The sequence below is a fragment of the Nonomuraea maritima genome (genome assembly GCF_900100395.1).
In the GTDB taxonomy this organism is placed as follows: Bacteria; Actinomycetota; Actinomycetes; order Streptosporangiales; family Streptosporangiaceae; genus Nonomuraea; species Nonomuraea maritima.
The window spans coordinates 134,018-150,984 of the sequence record NZ_FNFB01000006.1; the positions used below are offsets into that span (position 1 = coordinate 134,018).

General features: G+C 69.6%; 19 protein-coding genes and 1 pseudogene. 16 read left to right on the plus strand and 4 right to left on the minus strand.

Translation table 11 applies throughout. From position 1 onward, the window contains the following. Positions 1-25 precede the first annotated feature (25 nt). Positions 26-904 carry a formate dehydrogenase accessory sulfurtransferase FdhD gene (gene fdhD, locus BLR04_RS13140; protein ID WP_245740220.1) on the minus strand — a complete coding sequence of 293 codons (879 nt, stop codon included), beginning with the start codon at positions 902-904 and terminating at the stop codon, positions 26-28. Positions 905-1,050: 146 nt separating this feature from the next. On the opposite strand from fdhD, the gene BLR04_RS13145 reads away from it, so the two are divergent. From BLR04_RS13145 to BLR04_RS13185, 9 genes are all read left to right on the plus strand, one after another. After that, positions 1,051-1,872 carry a biotin--[acetyl-CoA-carboxylase] ligase gene (locus tag BLR04_RS13145; RefSeq protein ID WP_090763406.1) on the plus strand — a complete coding sequence of 274 codons (822 nt, stop codon included), beginning with the start codon at positions 1,051-1,053 and terminating at the stop codon, positions 1,870-1,872. 28 nt (positions 1,873-1,900) lie between these two features. Continuing rightward, positions 1,901-2,413, plus strand: a complete 513-nt coding sequence (locus BLR04_RS13150; RefSeq protein WP_090763409.1) for a PH domain-containing protein — start codon at positions 1,901-1,903, stop codon at positions 2,411-2,413. 15 nt (positions 2,414-2,428) lie between these two features. Beyond that, positions 2,429-3,403, plus strand: coding sequence for an adenylate/guanylate cyclase domain-containing protein (locus BLR04_RS13155; RefSeq protein ID WP_090763412.1), 975 nt, complete (start codon positions 2,429-2,431; stop codon positions 3,401-3,403). A gap of 15 nt (positions 3,404-3,418) precedes the next feature. Beyond that, entirely contained in the window at positions 3,419-4,504 is a 1,086-nt protein-coding gene (locus BLR04_RS13160; protein WP_090763415.1) for an S-(hydroxymethyl)mycothiol dehydrogenase, read from the plus strand. Then, positions 4,504-5,124 carry an MBL fold metallo-hydrolase gene (locus tag BLR04_RS13165; protein ID WP_090763418.1) on the plus strand — a complete coding sequence of 207 codons (621 nt, stop codon included), beginning with the start codon at positions 4,504-4,506 and terminating at the stop codon, positions 5,122-5,124. Before BLR04_RS13160 ends, BLR04_RS13165 begins: the two co-directional genes overlap by 1 nt. Positions 5,125-5,246: 122 nt before the next feature. Beyond that, complete coding sequence (locus BLR04_RS13170; RefSeq protein ID WP_080042937.1) at positions 5,247-5,423, plus strand: (2Fe-2S)-binding protein; 177 nt, start codon at positions 5,247-5,249, stop codon at positions 5,421-5,423. A gap of 26 nt (positions 5,424-5,449) precedes the next feature. Further along, a complete protein-coding gene (gene bfr, locus BLR04_RS13175; protein ID WP_090763421.1) occupies positions 5,450-5,941 on the plus strand; it encodes a bacterioferritin in 492 nt (163 codons plus the stop codon). A 375-nt stretch (positions 5,942-6,316) separates the two neighbouring features. Next, a complete protein-coding gene (locus tag BLR04_RS13180) occupies positions 6,317-6,985 on the plus strand; it encodes a response regulator transcription factor (protein WP_012888073.1) in 669 nt (222 codons plus the stop codon). A gap of 3 nt (positions 6,986-6,988) precedes the next feature. After that, positions 6,989-8,266 (plus strand): ATP-binding protein, encoded by a 1,278-nt coding sequence (locus BLR04_RS13185; RefSeq protein WP_090763423.1) that lies wholly within the window; start codon positions 6,989-6,991, stop codon positions 8,264-8,266. Here the strand turns inward: BLR04_RS13185 and BLR04_RS13190 are convergent. Then, positions 8,250-8,732, minus strand: coding sequence for a GtrA family protein (locus BLR04_RS13190; RefSeq protein WP_090763426.1), 483 nt, complete (start codon positions 8,730-8,732; stop codon positions 8,250-8,252). The genes BLR04_RS13185 and BLR04_RS13190 overlap by 17 nt on opposite strands. Before the next feature lie 273 nt (positions 8,733-9,005). Between BLR04_RS13190 and BLR04_RS13195 the strand changes: the two genes are divergently transcribed. From BLR04_RS13195 to BLR04_RS13205, 3 genes are read left to right on the plus strand one after another with little or no spacing between them, the layout of a single operon-like run. Next, positions 9,006-10,154 (plus strand): 5-(carboxyamino)imidazole ribonucleotide synthase, encoded by a 1,149-nt coding sequence (locus BLR04_RS13195; protein ID WP_090763429.1) that lies wholly within the window; start codon positions 9,006-9,008, stop codon positions 10,152-10,154. A 14-nt stretch (positions 10,155-10,168) separates the two neighbouring features. Continuing rightward, entirely contained in the window at positions 10,169-10,645 is a 477-nt protein-coding gene (gene purE, locus BLR04_RS13200; protein WP_090763894.1) for a 5-(carboxyamino)imidazole ribonucleotide mutase, read from the plus strand. Positions 10,646-10,687: 42 nt separating this feature from the next. Further along, on the plus strand, positions 10,688-11,563 hold the full coding sequence (locus tag BLR04_RS13205; protein ID WP_090763432.1) for a GNAT family N-acetyltransferase: 876 nt from the start codon (positions 10,688-10,690) through the stop codon (positions 11,561-11,563). Here the strand turns inward: BLR04_RS13205 and BLR04_RS13210 are convergent. Continuing rightward, a complete protein-coding gene (locus tag BLR04_RS13210; protein WP_090763435.1) occupies positions 11,539-12,852 on the minus strand; it encodes a UDP-glucose dehydrogenase family protein in 1,314 nt (437 codons plus the stop codon). The two genes, BLR04_RS13205 and BLR04_RS13210, sit on opposite strands and share 25 nt — an antisense overlap. 124 nt (positions 12,853-12,976) lie before the next feature. Between BLR04_RS13210 and BLR04_RS13215 the strand changes: the two genes are divergently transcribed. After that, the gene (locus BLR04_RS13215; RefSeq protein ID WP_090763437.1) at positions 12,977-14,140 is read left to right on the plus strand and encodes an acyl-CoA dehydrogenase family protein; all 1,164 of its coding nucleotides are present in this window, start codon (positions 12,977-12,979) and stop codon (positions 14,138-14,140) included. A 205-nt stretch (positions 14,141-14,345) separates the two neighbouring features. Continuing rightward, positions 14,346-14,714 (plus strand): DUF427 domain-containing protein, encoded by a 369-nt coding sequence (locus BLR04_RS13220; RefSeq protein ID WP_090763439.1) that lies wholly within the window; start codon positions 14,346-14,348, stop codon positions 14,712-14,714. A 281-nt stretch (positions 14,715-14,995) separates the two neighbouring features. Here BLR04_RS13220 and BLR04_RS13225 read toward each other — a convergent pair whose 3' ends face one another. Continuing rightward, positions 14,996-15,544, minus strand: a complete 549-nt coding sequence (locus BLR04_RS13225) for a DUF1062 domain-containing protein (protein ID WP_090763442.1) — start codon at positions 15,542-15,544, stop codon at positions 14,996-14,998. 329 nt (positions 15,545-15,873) lie between these two features. Here BLR04_RS13225 and BLR04_RS41280 point away from each other — a divergent pair. Together BLR04_RS41280 and BLR04_RS13230 are read left to right on the plus strand one after the other, a co-directional pair. After that, a pseudogene (locus BLR04_RS41280) lies at positions 15,874-15,954 on the plus strand (hypothetical protein); the annotation flags it as partial. A gap of 139 nt (positions 15,955-16,093) precedes the next feature. Next, positions 16,094-16,630: a hypothetical protein gene (locus BLR04_RS13230; protein ID WP_090763445.1), complete on the plus strand. Its 537-nt coding sequence runs from the start codon at positions 16,094-16,096 to the stop codon at positions 16,628-16,630. The last annotated feature ends 337 nt before the right edge of the window (positions 16,631-16,967 follow it).

Genomic DNA, 16,967 nt, shown 5'->3' on the forward strand with positions numbered 1-16,967 from the left:
CCGGGCGGGCGCCGGCCCCACGGGCTCAGCCCGTGGGGCCGGCGATCCGCTCGACGCCCGAGTAGACGTTGCAGCGTTCCCCGCGCAGGAAGCCGACCAGCGTCAGGCCGAACTCGCGGGCCAGGTCGACGGCCAGCGACGACGGCGCCGACACCGCGCACACCACGGGGATGCCGGCGGCCAGCGCCTTCTGCATGATCTCGTAGCTGGCCCGGCCGCTGACCATGAGCACGTGCTCCGACAGCGGCAGCCGGTCGGTCATCGCGGCCCAGCCGACCAGTTTGTCGACCGCGTTGTGGCGGCCCACGTCCTCGCGGGCCGCCACGAGCCTCCCCGACGCCGTGAACAGCCCGGCGGCGTGCAGGCCGCCCGTCTTGCCGAACACGCCCTGCGCGCGGCGCAGCGCGTCCGGAAGCCCGTACAGGAACTCGGGGGTGAGTTCGAGCTGCCCTCGGGGCAGCGGACGGCAGCGGTCGTGCAGCGACTCGAGGCTGGCCGAGCCGCAGACCCCGCACGCGCTCGAGGTGAGGAAGTGGCGGTCGAGGGAGGGCAGGTCGGGGATGGGGCCCTTCAGGTGCACGGTCACCGTGTTGTAGCGGGCCTCGGGCGGGACGTCGTCGTCGGTGCAGTACGCGATGGCGTTGACGTCCCCCGGCCCCGCGAGGCCCTCCCCGCGCAGGAACCCGGCGGCGAGCTCGAAGTCGTGCCCCGGCGTGCGCATCGTGATGGCCACGGTCCGGCGCGAGCCGTCGGGCGCGGAGACCCGGATCTCCAGCGGCTCCTCCGTGGCCAGGTCGTCGCGGCGGTCGCGGGCGGTGGAGCCGGACAGCTCCCTGACCCGGATGCGGGTCGTGGGGCCCGGCCTGGACGTCACCGCGATGTCGCCCAACGCCTCCTCGCTCACAGAACCTCCCGCCGCGCCCGCGGGAGCTCCGCCACCGTACGGATCGTTCCAAACTTGGTCATGCTTCATCATCGCTCCTGATCAGGAGTGCGGCAGACCCGGCCCCCGCGTGAGGAATACCTCCGGCGCCGGAGGAGGATGGGGGAATGCCTGAGTCCCGTTACTCCGACCTCGACCGTCCTCCCCTCTCGGAGGCGGCGCTCAACCGTGCCCTCGTGCGCCCCGGCTCGCTGTGGAGCGGCGTCACCGTCGTCGACAGCACCGGTTCCACGAACACCGACCTGGTCGCCGCCGCCCGCGCGGGCGCGCCAGAGGGCACGGTCCTGGTGGCGGAGGAGCAGCGGGCGGGCCGCGGGCGCATGGACCGCACCTGGACGGCGCCGGTCCGCTCGGGGCTCACGTTCTCGATCCTGCTCAGGCCCACCGTGCCGCTCGCCGCGCAGAGCTGGCTGACCATCCTGTACGCCGTCTCAGCGGCCTCCGCCGTACGCGCGCTCGCCGAGGTCGACGTACGCCTCAAGTGGCCCAACGACCTGCTGATCGGCGAGCGCAAGCTGGCCGGGGTGCTGGCCGAGCGGGTCGACGACGCCGTCGTCATCGGCATGGGCATGAACGTCTCCCTCAGGGCCGATGAGCTGCCGGTCGCGACGGCCACCTCGCTCGCCGTCGAGCAGGCGGCCTGCGTCGACCGCGAGCCGCTGCTGAAGGCCGTGCTCAGGGAGATCGACACCCACTACCGCGAGTGGACGGAGGCGGACGGCGACGTGGAGGCCTGCGGGCTGCGCTCGGCGTATCTGTCGGCCAACGCCACGGTCGGACGGCGGGTCAGGGTGGAGCTGCCGGGCGACCACCAGCTCGTCGGCCGGGCCACCGGCGTCGACCGGTACGGCCACCTCCAGGTCGACACCGGCGACGAGCAGCACACGCTGAGCGTGGGCGACGTCATCCACGTCAGGGCCGTAGCCTGAGCCTGAGCGATGGTGGGAGCATGTGGCCATGACCATTCCGGACCACCATCTGACGCAGGGTGAGCGGCGCGTACGCTCCTTCCACCCGCACTGGAAGCGGCTCGTGGGTCCCTTCGTGGCGCTGATCCTCATCGCGGCGGCGTCGGGTGCGGCGATCTACTTCATCCCGGGCGACTTCGGCTATGCCGGGTACGCGCGGATCGCGGTCGTCGTCATCGCCCTCGTCCTGCTGACGATCTGGTCGTTCGTGCCGTACCTGCGGTGGAAGAACACGGCCTACATCCTCACCACCCACCGCTTCACGATCAGCACCGGCGTGCTCAACAAGTCGACCGACGAGATCCCGATCACGAAGGTCAACACGGTGAGCTCCGACCAGACGTTCGCCGAGCGGCTGCTCGGCTGCGGCACGCTGACCGTCGAGTCGGCGGGCGACCGGGGCGAGATCGTGCTGCGCGACATCCCGAAGATCCAGGAGGTCCGCATGGACCTGTTCCGCCTGGTGGAGGACGCTTCCGACGGCGAAGTGGACGGGCGCTGACGTACCCTCCTATAAGTGGACAAACCGCGCTCCGCCAGGCCCACCGCCGAGGAGATCGAGCGGCTGGTCAGCGGCCAGGCGCCCCGCTACACCCGAGCCGAGGTCGCCGCCGAGGCCGGGGTGCCGTCCGAGCTGTCCTCCCGCATCTGGCGCGCGCTGGGGTTCGCCCAGCGTCCTGACGACGCCGTGGCGTTCACCGACGCCGACGTCGCGGCGCTGCGCCGGGTCCGCAGCATGCTCGACGGCGGCGTTCTCGACGAGCAGACCGTGCTCCGCATGGCCCGAGCGCTCGGGCAGACCACGGCCAGGCTCGCGCAGTGGCAGGCCGAGCTCTTCATCGGGGCCGCCATGCCCGAGGAGCGCGCGGAGGGCGACCTGCACGCCCTGCTCCGTACGGCCCAGGCGCTGCTGCCCGACTTCGAGCACGTGCTCATCCACGTCTGGCGGTCCCAGCTCGCCGCGGCCGGCACCCGGCTGCTGGCCATCGCCGACGTGCACGACGAGATGGTCCCCACCCGCGTGCCGCTGGCCGTGGGCTTCGCGGACCTGGTGTCGTTCACCCGGCGGGCCCGCGAGCTCGACGAACGCAGGCTGGCCGAGCTGGTCGAGGGGTTCGAGTCACGGGCCTCCGACGTCATCGCCGCCCACGGCGCGCGCATGGTCAAGACGCTGGGCGACGAGGTGCTGTTCACCGCGCACACCGCGGCCCAGGCGGGCGCGGTCGCGCTCGACCTCATCGAGATCGGCGAGCTGCGCATCGGCGTCGCCTACGGCCCCGTGACGCCGATGATGGGCGACGTCTTCGGCACCACCGTCAACCTCGCCGCCCGGCTGACCGCCATCGCCCGGCCCGGCACCGTCCTGGTGGACGAGCGACTCGCCGAGGGCCTCGACGGGCACGACGGGTACGCGTTGCACCGGATCAGGCGGCGTCCGGCCCGCGGACTCGGCGTGGTGCAGCCCTATGTCTTGCGGAGATCATCCTCCTGACACAAGATGACTGGCATGCCGTACGAAGTGCAGGGCGTCATCGCCCGAGGGAAGGGCCAGGAAGTTTCGCTCGAGACGGTAGTCGTCCCGGACCCCGGTCCGGGCGAGGCGGTGGTGAACGTGCAGGCCTGCGGGGTCTGCCACACCGACCTGCACTACCGTGAGGGCGGCATCAGCGACGACTACCCCTTCCTGCTGGGCCACGAGGCGGCCGGCGTCGTGGAGGCGGTCGGTCCAGGGGTCACCGAGGTCTCGCCCGGCGACTTCGTGATCCTCAACTGGCGCGCGGTGTGCGGCCAGTGCCGGGCGTGCCTGCGCGGCCGTCCGTGGTACTGCTTCGCCACCCACAACGCCAAGCAGAAGATGACACTCAAGGACGGCACCGAGCTGTCTCCCGCGCTCGGCATCGGTGCGTTCCTGGAGAAGACGCTCGTGGCGGCGGGCCAGTGCACGAAGGTCTCGGCCGACGCCCCGGCGCAGGTCGCCGGCCTGCTCGGGTGCGGCGTCATGGCGGGCATGGGCGCGGCCATCAACACGGGCGGCGTGACGCGCGGCGACAGCGTCGCGGTGATCGGGTGCGGCGGCGTCGGCGACGCGGCCGTCCTGGGCGCCTCGCTGGCCGGGGCTGCGAAGATCATCGCGGTCGACGTGGACGACCGCAAGCTCGACTGGGCCAGGGGCTTCGGCGCCACCCACACGGTCAACTCGCGCGAGGCCGACCCGGTCGAGGAGATAAGGGAGGCGACCGGCGGCTTCGGCGCCGACGTGGTCATCGAGGCGGTGGGCCGGCCCGAGACGTACAAGCAGGCCTTCTACGCCCGCGACCTGGCCGGCACGGTCGTGCTCGTCGGGGTGCCGACCCCCGAGATGCAGCTGGAGCTGCCCCTGCTCGACATGTTCGGCCGCGGCGGCTCCCTGAAGTCCTCCTGGTACGGCGACTGCCTGCCCTCGCGCGACTTCCCCATGCTGATCGACCTGTTCCTGCAGAACCGGCTGCCGCTCGACAAGTTCGTGTCCGAGACGATCGCGCTCGACCAGGTCGAGGAGGCGTTCGGCAAGATGCACCGCGGCGAGGTGCTGCGCTCGGTGGTGATCCTCTGATGATCGACCGGGTCATCACCTCGGGCACGTTCTCCCTCGACGGGGGCACGTGGGACGTCGACAACAACGTCTGGCTGATCGGCGACGCCCGCGAGGTCATCGTCGTCGACGCCGCCCACGACGCCGCTCCGATCGCCGAGCGGGTGGGCGGGCGCTCGGTCAGGAGCATCGTCTGCACCCACGCGCACAACGACCACATCAGCGCCGCGGGCGAGCTGGCCGCGCTCACCGGGGCGCCGATCCGGCTGCACCCGGCCGACCAGGTGCTGTGGGAGGAGGTCTACGGGCCCGAGGTGACCTACGAACCGCTCGCCGACGACGAGAAGCTGACGGTCGGCGGCATCACGCTGCAGGTCCTGCACACGCCGGGCCACGCGCCGGGTGCCGTCTGCCTGTACGCCCCCGACCTCGGGGCTGTGTTCAGTGGCGACACCCTGTTCAAGGGTGGTCCTGGGGCGACCGGCCGGTCCTACAGCTCGTTCGACACGATCATCGAGTCGATCAAGGACCGCCTGCTGACGCTGCCGCCGGAGACGGTCGTGCACGCCGGCCACGGCGAGTCCACCTCGATCGGCGCTGAGGCCGCTGACCTGGAGGAATGGATCAGACGAGGGCACTGACGCCAGGGCAGAGGACTGTGACTGAGCCAACATAGGCAAGCCTAACCATAGTGCGCTACCTTAGGTGTGCCTAACCTAAAGGCTCCTCCATGGACCCCTCTGCCCGAAAGGCGTTTCCCCGCATGTACGTATGCATTTGTCGTGCCGTCACGGAAAACGAAGTGCACGACTGCATCGCCGCCGGGGCCAAGAGCGCAAAGCAGATCCGCGACACCACCGGTGCCGGTGGGGACTGTGCCCGTTGTGTACGGAAAATCTGTGCGATCCTGAAAAGGTCTGAAGAACTCACGACCGCATAGTCGGGATAGCGACGAGGGGCCTGTTCATGCAGGGCGACAAACAGATCATCGAGTTGCTCAACGAACAGCTGACCGCGGAACTGACCGCGATCAACCAGTATTTCCTGCACGCCAAGATGCAGGAGAACTGGGGCTACACCAAGCTTGCCAAGCACACGCGCGACGAGTCGTTCGAGGAGATGCGGCACGCCGAATGGCTGACCGAGCGCATCCTGTTCCTGGAGGGCCTGCCCAACTACCAGCGGCTCGGCACCCTGCACATCGGCCAGACGGTGCCGGAGCAGTTGCAGGCCGACCTGGACGTCGAGCTCGCGGTGGTGCAGCGGCTGCGGCCGGCGATCGCGCTGATGCGCGAGAAGGGTGACATCACCTCCGCCCGCATCTTCGAGCAGATCCTCGAGGACGAGGAAGAGCACATCGACTACCTGGAGACCGAGCTCGACCTGATCCGCAGCCTGGGCGAACAGCTGTACCTCGCCCGGTACGCCGAACCGAGCTCCTCCGACGACAGCGATTGACCGTACGACCTGCCTCGGCCCCCGCCACGCCCGCCCGGCGTCGCGGGGGCCGAGGTCGTCGTGCGTCCGGTGGGCGTGTCGGCGCGGTCAGGAGCGGGCGGACGCCTAGCGTGGGATCGTCCGTTCGTGTCGTTTCTCACGCTCCGGGTTTTTGGATCATCGAAAGAAAGATCGTCCCGTTCGGGAAGGCACTTTTTCCGCGTACTGGATGGGGAAATTCGCGCCTGGACATGATCGCTGCAGTGGCGCCGCGGTGTTTTAATCTTGACGAATCGTCTTTTGATCGTGTTTGCCCAGGTCAATGGATAGGTCAACTGCGAGTCAAACCGCGCGCTGTGCCCGGGAAACGATCCTCTAAGGTCCTACGATCGGTTCATGACCTGCGTACTTCTCGCCGAGGATGACACCTCGATCTCCGAGCCACTCGCGCGTGCGCTGCGCCGTGAGGGCTATCAGGTTGAGGTGTCCCCGGATGGCCCGCAGGCCCTGGAAAGGGCTCTGTCGGGCGGAATAGACCTCATCGTTCTCGACCTCGGTCTGCCAGAGATGGACGGGCTGGAGGTCGCCCGCCGGATCCGCGCCGAAGGGCACGGCACCCCGGTTCTCATACTCACCGCACGCGTCGACGAGGTCGACACCGTTGTCGGCCTCGACGCGGGTGCCGACGACTACGTGACGAAGCCGTTCAGGCTCGCCGAGCTGCTCGCGAGGGTACGTGCGCTGCTGCGCCGCGGCACCTCCGAGACCCCGGTCGTCCAGGGAGTGCGCATCGACGCCGACTCCCGGCGCGCCTGGATGGGAGACAAGGAGCTGCACCTGACCACCAAGGAGTTCGACCTGCTGCGGGTCCTGGTCCGCGACGCCGGCAAGGTCGTCACCCGCGAACAGATCATGCGCGAGGTTTGGGACACCAACTGGTGGGGTTCCACCAAGACCCTCGACATGCACATTTCCTGGCTGCGCCGGAAGCTGGGCGACGACGCGGCGAAACCGCGTTACATCACCACCGTCAGGGGAGTCGGCTTCCGGTTCGAGCGCGAGTAGGAGATGCGCCGCCGACTGCTCTCCTCCACCCTGGTCGTCGCGGTAATCGCGGTCCTGCTGCTGGGGGTCCCCCTGGGCGTCGTCGTCAGTCGTCTGATCGTCGACGAGGCGGCTCAAGAGCTCGGGGCGGAGGCCAAGCGTCTCGTGGGAGAGGTGGAATATGCCCGTATCCAGGAGACGCCGCTCGACCCCCAGCAACTGAAGTCGAAATACCCGCATCGCTACATCCAGATATGGGAACGAGGAACCCCCCTCACGCCGATCGTCGTCGGAAACCCCCCGCCCTCCGGTCACCTGATGACCGAGGACGCTTCGACCAGCACAGGTATCTATGTACGGATAAGTCGCGATAGAGATCAGGTTGAGCAGGACGTACGTGCCCGTCTGCTCCTCATCGTCGCCCTGGCCGTGGCGGCGCTGGCCGTGGCCGTGAGCCTGGCCGTCGTACAGTCACGCCGGTTGACGCTGCCGTTGCAGGACCTCGCGAAGATCGCCGACCGGCTGGGCTCCGGTGACGCGCGTCCGAGCAAGCACCGCTACGGCATTCCCGAACTCGACCGCGTGGCCCAGGTGCTCGACCGCAGCGCCACGCGCATCTCCGACCTGCTCACGCGCGAGCGGGAGTTCGCCACCGACGCCTCGCACCAGCTGCGTACGCCGCTGACCGGCCTCACCATGCGGCTGGAGGAGATCGTCGCCTCCGCCGAACACCCGGACGTCGTACGCGAGGAAGGGGAGGCGGCGATCGTCCAGGCCGAGCGGCTCACCGCGGTGATCGACGAGCTGCTGGCCGCGGCCCGCCGCCAGCGCCACGCGCAGGCCGAGCCCGTGGCGATCGACGAGGTGCTGATCCAGCAGGTCACCGAGTGGGAGCCGGTCTTCCGCGACGCGGGCCGCACGCTGCGGCTCGACGGCTCGCGCGGGCTCAAGGCGCTGGCCACCACGGGCGGCTTCGGTCAGGTGATCGCCTCGCTGCTGGAGAACTCGCTGCGCCACGGAGGCGGGTCCGTCACCGTCACCACCACCAGTGGCGACAACTACGTGGTCATCGAGGTCACCGACGAGGGCCCTGGCATCGCCGACGAGATCGCCCCCAAGATCTTCGAGCGGAACGTCAGCGGAGGCGGGGGCACCGGTCTCGGGCTGACGTTGGCCCGCGCGCTGGCCGCCGCCGACGGAGGACGCCTGGAGCTCGTACGCCGCCGCCCGGCGACGTTCGCCATCTTCCTGCGCCCGGCGGAGGACGACAGTCGTAACCGCGTGGTCAGCGGTCCTGCCTGATGCCGGTCCCGGGCAGCTCCACCGGGATCGGCTCGGTGGCCTCCAGGAACACCCACTTCTTGTACGACCAGTAGCGGAACAGGGTGCCGAGCCCCACTCCGACGATGTTGGCGATGTTGACGCTGAGTGAGTCGTGCCGGCCGAGGGTGTAGGTGGTGAACCCGATGGTCAGCAGGCCGAAGAGCAGCGCGATGCCGTTCAGCAGGAAGAACAGGAAGTATTCGCGCCCGAGGCCGCTCTGGTCGCGGTGGCGGAAGGTCCAGAAGCGGTTGCCCGCGTAGGCGAAGGTCGTGGAGACGGTGGTGGCCACGACCTTCGAGGTCAGGGGCCCCAGGCCGATCACGGTGTTGCAGAGGTTGAGCAGCCCCAGGTCGATCACGAAGGCGATGAGCCCGATGCTGCCGAACTTGAGCAGCTCGTGCAGGAGGGCCGAGAACCGCTGGTAGAGGCGTTTGGCGACGTCCACGTCTCTGGTCGGTCCCTTCCCTTGCCGAGTTGGACCACCCCAGCGTACCGGTGGCCGTGTGGCGTGCGTATCAGGCGGGTGGACATAGCCCGCAAAGAACATCTATGACGAATATCGTCCTATGCCGGACTTTTGTGCTTAATGGGCATTACGCTGCGGCTCGCTGGACGGCCGTGCCTGCACAAGGCGACCCGGAACGGTCGTCCAGCCCCGTGCTCCGCGGGCGGGAGGTGCGGCGGGGCGACCTGTCGCCGGCGGGTAAGCTCACCTGCCGTGAGTTCATACAGCCCGATCGGACCGGTTGTGGGCATCGTCGGCGCAGGTCAGCTGGCCAGGATGTCGCAGCCGCCGGCCATCGCGCTCGGCGTCGAGCTGCGGGTGCTGGCCAACAGCCCCGACGAGAGCGCCGCGCGAGTGATCGTCGACACGCGCATCGGAAACTACCGCGACCTCAGTGACCTGCAGCAGTTCGCCGAGGGCTGCGACGTCGTCACGTTCGACCACGAGCACGTGCCGACCGAGCACATCCGGGCGCTCACGGCGGCCGGCCACGCCGTGCGCCCCGGCGCCGACGCGCTCGTGCACGCGCAGGACAAGGCGGTCATGCGTGAGCGGCTGACCGCGATCGGCGTGCCGTGCCCGGCCTGGGCGCGCACTCCGTCGGCCGAGGACGCCGAGCGGTTCGCCGGCGAGCACGGCTGGCCGGTGGTGCTGAAGTCGGTCCGCGGCGGTTACGACGGGCGGGGCGTGTGGGTGTGCCGCACGCCGGACGACATCGCCGAGGCGTTCGCCACCGGTGTCGAGCTCATGGCCGAGTCGTTCGTGCCGTTCGAGCGGGAGCTCGCGGTGCTGGTGGCCCGCTCCCCGCACGGCCAGGGCGTCAGCTACCCCGTGGTCGAGACCGTGCAGGAGAACGGCATCTGTGTCGAGGTGCTGGCGCCCGCGCCCGACCTCGACCCCGAACTCGCCGCGCAGGCCCAGGCCATCGCCCTGAAGATCGCCGACGAGCTCGGCGTGACCGGGCTGCTGGCGGTCGAGATGTTCCAGACCGCCGACGGCATCGTGGTCAACGAGCTGGCCATGCGTCCGCACAACAGCGGCCACTGGACGATCGAGGGCGCTGTGACCTCGCAGTTCGAGCAGCACCTGCGGGCCGTGCTCGACATGCCACTCGGCTCTCCCCAGCTGACCGCCCCCGTGGTCGTCATGGTCAACCTGCTCGGCGGCGACGACCCCGACCTGTTCAAGCGCTACGAGCACGTGCTCGCCCACGACCCCGGCATCAAGCTGCACTTCTACGGCAAGGAAGTGCGTCCCGGCCGCAAGATCGGCCACGTCACCGCGCTCGGCACCGACCTCGACGAGGTACGCGCCCGAGCCAGGCACGCCGCCGTCCACCTCGTCACGGGGGAGTACACGTGAGCATCGGCATCGTCATGGGCAGCGACTCCGACTGGCCGGTGATGAAGGCGGCCGCCGAGGCGGTGGCCGAGTTCGGCGTGCCGTTCGAGGCCGACGTGGTCTCGGCGCACCGCATGCCGACCGAGATGATCGACTACGGCAGGCAGGCGGCGTCCCGCGGCCTCCAGGTGATCATCGCCGGCGCGGGAGGCGCGGCGCATCTGCCCGGCATGCTGGCGTCCGTCACGCCGCTGCCGGTGATCGGGGTGCCGGTGCCGCTCAAGTACCTCGACGGGATGGACTCCCTGCTGTCCATCGTCCAGATGCCGGCAGGGGTGCCGGTCGCGACGGTGGCGGTCGGTGGGGCCCGCAACGCGGGGCTGCTCGCCGTACGCATCCTGGCCGCCTCCGACGCCGGGCTGCGGGCCCGGATGGAGGAGTTCCAGGTGCGGCTGAAGGAGCAGGCGTACGCCAAGGGCGAACGCCTGCGCGCCGAGGCCGCCGAACTCTGACACCCCTTTTTTCCAGGGGTTCCGTACGGTTACCGTGCCCGTATGGACGATGTGACAAAGGGTCACGCGGCCCGCGTGCGCGCCGTGGACCCGCTCCTCGCAGACCAGGACGAGCTGCCCGTCGGTGACGGGCAGCTGATCGAGGCGCCGGACGCCGCCGGGGTGACCCGGGTCGAACGGCTCGATCCCGGCGCCATGCAGTCCTTATGGGGGCCGCTGGTCGTCAGTCACCTCAAGGCCCGGGTCGCCGGGGCTGACCCTGAGGTCGCGCTCGGCGGGCTGCTCGATCGGTGGACGGGCCTCGCGGATGAGGCGATGGACGTCTGGTGGCCGAGCCGGGACACCGCTCCCGTCCGGGCGCTGGCCGTACGGGGTTTCGCGCCGACCACGGTGCTCGCCGTGGGGCGTCCCCGTCCGGTGGACGCGCCTGCCGTGACGATCCGGCGGGCCGATGACCTCGACGTACTCGCGCCGATGTACGAGGCACTGGTGGCGTACGACGCCCAGTTCGGCTGGGTGACGACGCGTGCTCGTACGACAGAGCTGCTCCGCGCGCATCTCGCGGACGCGGTGCTGCCGCGCGAGTGGTGCTGGCTGGCCGAGGTGGCGGGCCGGCCCGCCGGGTTCGCCGTCGTGTCGCCGCCCGACGCCGCGGGATGGATCGCGTCCGTCGTGGACGACGCGCCCGTCGCGTACTTCGGGGCGATGTACGTCGATCCGTCGGCGCGCGGGCGGGGAGTCGGTGCGGCGCTGGTCAGGGTGGCCCACGAGCGTGCCGCGGCGGAGGGCGTGTCGGCGATGCTACTGCACCACGCGCTGCCCAACCCGCACTCGACGCCCTTCTGGGCCGGGCAGGGCTACCGTCCGCTGCTCACCCAGTGGGCGCGGCACCCTCAGGGACGGCCGAGGGCGCGGTAGTGCCAGCCGGCCGAGCGCCAGGCCTCCGCGTCGAGGCAGTTGCGGCCGTCGACGATACGCCGGGCGGCGACGACGCCGCCGAGCTGCTCGGGGTCGAGCTCGACGAACTCCTGCCACTCCGTGAGCAGCAGCACCACATGCGCGCCGCGGACCGCGTCGACGGCCGACTCGCCGTAGCTGAGCTCGGGGTGCGCCTTGCGGGCGTTGTCGAGCGCGATGGGGTCGTAGACGGTGACCCGGCCGCCCTGGTGGCCGATGGCCACGGCGACGCCGAGGGCGGGGGAGTCGCGGATGTCGTCGGAGTCGGGCTTGAACGCCGCACCGAGCACGCCCACCGTGCACCCGTGGAACGAGCCGCCCGCCAGCTCTCTGGCCAGGTCGACCATGCGGGCCCGGCGGCGCATGTTGATGGCGTCCACCTCGCGCAGGAACGTCAGCGCCTGGTCGGCCCCGAGCTCGCCGGCCCGCGCCATGAACGCCCTGATGTCCTTCGGCAGGCAGCCGCCGCCGAAGCCGAGCCCGGCGTTCAGGTAGCGGCCGCCGATGCGGTCGTCGTACGACAAGGCCTTGGACAGCAGCTGGACGTCGGCGTGCGCGGCCTCGCAGACCTCGGCCATCGCGTTGATGAAGGAGATCTTCGTGGCCAGGAAGGCGTTGGCGGCCGTCTTGACCAGCTCGGCCGTCGCGAAGTCGGACACCACGATCGGCACGTCGCCGAGCGGCTCGTACACCTCGCGCAGCACCTTCTCGGCGCGCTCGGAGCGGACGCCGAGGACGATGCGGTCGGGGTGGAGGGTGTCCTGGACGGCGAAGCCCTCGCGCAGGAACTCGGGGTTCCAGGCCAGCTCGGCCGCGGCGCCCACGGGGGAGAGCCGGACGAGCTTGTCGGCCAGCCGTTCGGCGGTGCCGACGGGCACGGTCGACTTGCCGACCACCAGGCAGGCGCGGTCGAGGAGCGGGGCGAGGCTCTCGACGGCGCCGTCGATGTAGGACACGTCGGCGGCGTACTCGCCGCGTTTCTGCGGGGTGCCCACGCAGACGAAGTGCACGTCGCCGAAGGCCGCGACCTCCTCGTATGAGGTGGTGAAGCGCAGGCGGCCGGAGTCGAGGCCGCGGCGGAGCACCGGTTCGAGACCGGGTTCGTGGATCGGGAGCTCACCGGCGTTGAGACGGGCGATCTTGTCGGCGTCGACGTCGAGGCCCAGGACCTCGAACCCCATCGCGGCCATGCACGCCGCATGAGTGATGCCCAGGTATCCGGTCCCGATCACCGTGAGGCGATAGCGCACGGGTGAGCTCCTTTCGATCGCGGTGGCATGTTACCGGCCTCCGCTTTCTCGTACGTGCCTCGTCTCCATCGCCACAAACCGTACCCACTGGTAACAAGATGTTCGGACGTCCTAGTATTTGTGCATGAGCTTCCCGCTGTACGCGCCCGCCGAAGAACACGACATGCTCAGGGAGGCGGTCCGCGCCCTGGCCGACGAGAAGATCGCCCCGCGCGCCGCCGAGATCGACGAGACCGGCGAGTTCTCCTGGGACGTCTACAAGGCGCTCGTCGCGTCCGACCTGCACGCCGTGCACGTCCCCGAGCAGTACGGCGGCGCGGGGGCGGACGCCCTGGCGACCGTGATCGTCATCGAGGAGGTGGCCCGCGCCTGCGCGTCGTCGTCCCTCATCCCCGCCGTCAACAAGCTCGGCACGGTGCCGCTGCTGCTGTCGGCCTCGCAGGACCTCAAGATGCGCTACCTGCGGCCGGTGGCCCGCGGGGACGCCATGTTCTCGTACGCGCTGTCGGAGCCGGAGGCGGGCTCCGACGCTGCGGCGATGAAGACGCGGGCGGTGGCCGACGGCGACGTTTACGTGCTCAACGGCACCAAGATGTGGATCACCAACGCCGGGGTGTCGGAGTACTACACGGTGATGGCCGTCACCGACCCGTCCGCCGGGGCGCGCGGCATCTCCGCGTTCGTCGTCGAGAAGTCGGACGAAGGCGTCTCGTTCGGGCCGAAGGAGCGCAAGCTCGGCATCAAGGGCTCGCCCACGCGGCAGGTCATCTTCGACAACGTCCGCATCCCGGCCGACCGCATGATCGGCGAGCCCGGCACGGGCTTCAAGACCGCCCTGGCCACGCTCGACCACACCCGCATCACGATCGCCGCCCAGGCGCTCGGCATCGCGCAGGGGGCGCTCGACTACGCGATCGGCTACGTCAAGGAACGCCGGCAGTTCGGCCGTCCGGTGGCCGACTTCCAGGGCGTCCAGTTCATGATCGCCGACATGGGCATGAAGCTGGAGGCGGCGCGGCAGCTCACGTACCACGCGGCGGCCAAGTCCGAGCGCGCCATGAACGGCGAGCCGCAGCCCGACCTGACCTACCTGTCGAGCGCCGCCAAGTGCGCCGCCTCGGACGCCGCCATGGAGATCACCACGGACGCGGTGCAACTGCTCGGCGGGTACGGCTACACGAGCGACTTCCCGGTGGAACGCATGATGCGCGACGCCAAGATCACCCAGATCTACGAGGGCACCAACCAGATCCAGCGCATGGTCATGGCCAGGCAGCTGTTGAAGTAGGTCCATGACCTGCGAAAACCCGGGACTGAGCGCGTACCGTCCCGGGTTTTCGCGCATGAGCCAACGTTCGGAAGAGTGTTGTTCCGTGAGGGTCCGACGAGTGCGCATGCCCGGCGGTAGAAGCTCCGCTTGCGCCGCTGGCCTCGGTCATGCCGAGAGGTGTTCCGCCGGCGGCCCGCGAGGGGACGTTTGATTGGATCGTTCTATGAAGACACGAGGACATGACATCGAGGTCACGCCCGTATCGGATCAGGTCGTAGTGCGGGTCAAGGACGTGGTCGTCGCAACCTCCTCCCGGCCGGTCCTGCTCACCGAGACGGGCTGTCCGCCGCGGTATTATCTGCCGCCGGCGGACGTGAAGATGGACCTGCTCAGATCATCGCCAACCACGTCGCACTGCCCATTCAAGGGCGACGCCGTCTACTGGTCGGTTCATACCTGTGACGGTGTGGCCGAGGACGTCGTCTGGTCCTACCCGGAGCCATTCCCGAGAGTTGAGGAGATCGCGGGACTGCTCGCCTTCTGGGCTGAGAAGCCAGGCGTCACCCTCGAGGTGAACGGGCAGACCGCGTAAGCGTCGGGGGCCGCGATCGCCGCCACACGCAACAGACGGTCCACCATGACGGCGCTGAACATCCGCTTCTGCCGCGAGTCGGCGCGCAGTAGGAGGCGCTGCTCGTCCATGACGCGGGCGGTGACCAGGCCATCCTGGAGCACCAGCGCGGCCGGCTCCAGGACGACGCGACGGTTCTGACGGTGGAGTGGCACACCCGCCGCGCCCACCGGCTCACCCTGTGAGGGGCCTGCGCCTGGGTCACACCGCGCGCGCTTGGCACGGCGTGACCCAGGCGCCGGTCACAGGAGGACGAACGAGAAGTCCCGGCTCGTTTTGCGGTTCAACGGGACATCGATCTTGACGCGACGGGCGATCTCAGCACGGCCGAGGCCCAGCCCCTGGGTGAGGAGCCGATCGGGACGAAGGGGCACGGGGTCGTCGAAGGCGACCGTGACGTGCAGGGGCCACGGATCGCCGGGAGGAGGAGGAACGAGGAGTTCCCAGCAACCGTCCCACTCCAGCGCGAACCGGTTGCGTCTGGCGACCGACGGGTCGAGAAGGCTGCCGGCGACGAGGGAGGGTGAGTCGGCGACGTAGCCGGCCAGCAGTGCGGGAGGCAGGGAGCGGACGGGTACGCGGTCGTGCAGGGTGAGCTTGCTGGTGCGGTCGCAGGAAACGCAGTTGACCAGGAGCCAGACGTCGAGAAGCTTGCCGTTGGCGTTGACGCGGAACTTCCCGTCACCGGTGGTGGCAAGGCTCGATCGGCAGGCGACGCAGCGGAGGGCGAGCAGAGGCAGGCGAGTGCGGCGTACGGCCCAGGGCAGCACGATATGAGGGCGTGAAGACATGATCTCTCTGAAGACCTGACGAAGGGCACGGAAAACAGAGCCGACGGCGACGTCGGCGACCGATGCGTGGTGAAGCCAGGTCTAAAGAGCAGGCGGCGTCATCTGAGCCGGAATCCTCACGTAGGGGGCGAGAGATCAAGGCTAGTGAGCGCTGGTCGCGAGGGCCAACGGCTTTTCGAGGAGCCAGCAGCCTCGCGCTGCGCCACCTCCAGCGCCCACGCCCAGTACGAGGAGGACGTGATTGTCTTGGCTCACTTGATGCTTGACGCCAGCAAGCGTAACCGCTGCTCACTGACATGATCCCGAGCCGTTTTCCCAGGTGGCTGCACCGCGGGCCGGAGATCACCCGGATCTACGAGGGCACCGACCAGATCCAGCGCATGGTGATGGCCCGCCAGCTTCTCAAATAGGACTTTGCGCACCCCGCCTGCTGGTCGTCAGAGGCGGGGTTCGTTGTCTTCGTGACGTCGGCACGGTCCAGGCGGCAACTAAGTTGCGCAAAGGAGCGTCCCACATACCGTTCGTGTCCACGGAGCGGGAGGGGACGTCATGGCCGGTAAGTCCACGTCAGGCAAGCAGGGCACGTGGGGCTGCCTCATCGTCGTCGCGGTCGTGATGGTCGGCTGCAGCGCACTTCTCGGCGGCAACGACCCGAAATCCGCCGCCGTGGCCACCCCCACGCCGGTCACCACGCCGACGAGTCCGCGGACGACTCAGGAGCCCACGTACACGTCCACGCGGACGCCTGCCGAACCCACGGGGACACCTCGCGAGCCCACGTGGACAGCCGAACCGCCGCCGACCCCGACCCGGAAACCGCTCCCGGACCTCGACCGCGACGGCATCGCCGACCGGTACGACAACGACAAGGACGGCGACGGCGTCGTCAAGACCCGCGACCTCGACGACCGCGATCCCGACAGGGGACGCCGCCCACCCAAGCGGACCCCCGAAGCCCAGCCCGTACGTAAGCCGGCGCCTCCGGCCCGAGCTCATCCCGGCGGGTTCTGCGGCAGCCCTGGCGCGGTCGGGGTGGCGTCGAACGGACGCACCTACACGTGCCTCGGCGGTCACTGGCGGCGCTGACCGGCAGGAGCGGCTCCTTAACGCCCTGGACCCTTCGTCGCCCTTGTCGCCGCTGCGTGATCTTTACACGGCGGCACAGGGGTGCGAGCATCGCGCGGCACGGAGATCGGTGAGTTCTGGGAGCTGATCGAGCGGTCCGGGCGTGAGACCGGCACGAGGAAAGCGCGTGTCGCGTGGCTGGAGGACGAGCTTTCTCGCCGCCCGGTCGAGTGCTGGCCTATGTGGCGTACCACGCCTATGAACGGGTGACCGGGGAGGAGCCGGACGTCCTCCACGAAGCCGCGAACGCTCGGGGCGTCTCAGGCGGCTTTCCCCTGGTTCCGGCGATCGGCAGCGT

Excerpts from the sequence above, each read along its gene's own strand:
- BLR04_RS13145 (WP_090763406.1), top strand. The coding sequence starts at position 1,051 with ATGCCTGAGTCCCGTTACTCCGACCTCGACCGTCCTCCCCTCTCGGAG.
- BLR04_RS13150 (WP_090763409.1), top strand. The coding sequence starts at position 1,901 with ATGACCATTCCGGACCACCATCTGACGCAGGGTGAGCGGCGCGTACGC.
- BLR04_RS13160 (WP_090763415.1), top strand. The coding sequence starts at position 3,419 with ATGCCGTACGAAGTGCAGGGCGTCATCGCCCGAGGGAAGGGCCAGGAA.
- BLR04_RS13165 (WP_090763418.1), top strand. The coding sequence starts at position 4,504 with ATGATCGACCGGGTCATCACCTCGGGCACGTTCTCCCTCGACGGGGGC.
- BLR04_RS13170 (WP_080042937.1), top strand. The coding sequence starts at position 5,247 with ATGTACGTATGCATTTGTCGTGCCGTCACGGAAAACGAAGTGCACGAC.
- bfr (WP_090763421.1), top strand. The coding sequence starts at position 5,450 with ATGCAGGGCGACAAACAGATCATCGAGTTGCTCAACGAACAGCTGACC.
- BLR04_RS13180 (WP_012888073.1), top strand. The coding sequence starts at position 6,317 with ATGACCTGCGTACTTCTCGCCGAGGATGACACCTCGATCTCCGAGCCA.
- BLR04_RS13185 (WP_090763423.1), top strand. The coding sequence starts at position 6,989 with ATGCGCCGCCGACTGCTCTCCTCCACCCTGGTCGTCGCGGTAATCGCG.
- purE (WP_090763894.1), top strand. The coding sequence starts at position 10,169 with ATGGGCAGCGACTCCGACTGGCCGGTGATGAAGGCGGCCGCCGAGGCG.
- BLR04_RS13205 (WP_090763432.1), top strand. The coding sequence starts at position 10,688 with ATGGACGATGTGACAAAGGGTCACGCGGCCCGCGTGCGCGCCGTGGAC.
- BLR04_RS13215 (WP_090763437.1), top strand. The coding sequence starts at position 12,977 with ATGAGCTTCCCGCTGTACGCGCCCGCCGAAGAACACGACATGCTCAGG.
- BLR04_RS13220 (WP_090763439.1), top strand. The coding sequence starts at position 14,346 with ATGAAGACACGAGGACATGACATCGAGGTCACGCCCGTATCGGATCAG.
- BLR04_RS13225 (WP_090763442.1), bottom strand. The coding sequence starts at position 15,544 with ATGTCTTCACGCCCTCATATCGTGCTGCCCTGGGCCGTACGCCGCACT.
- BLR04_RS13230 (WP_090763445.1), top strand. The coding sequence starts at position 16,094 with ATGGCCGGTAAGTCCACGTCAGGCAAGCAGGGCACGTGGGGCTGCCTC.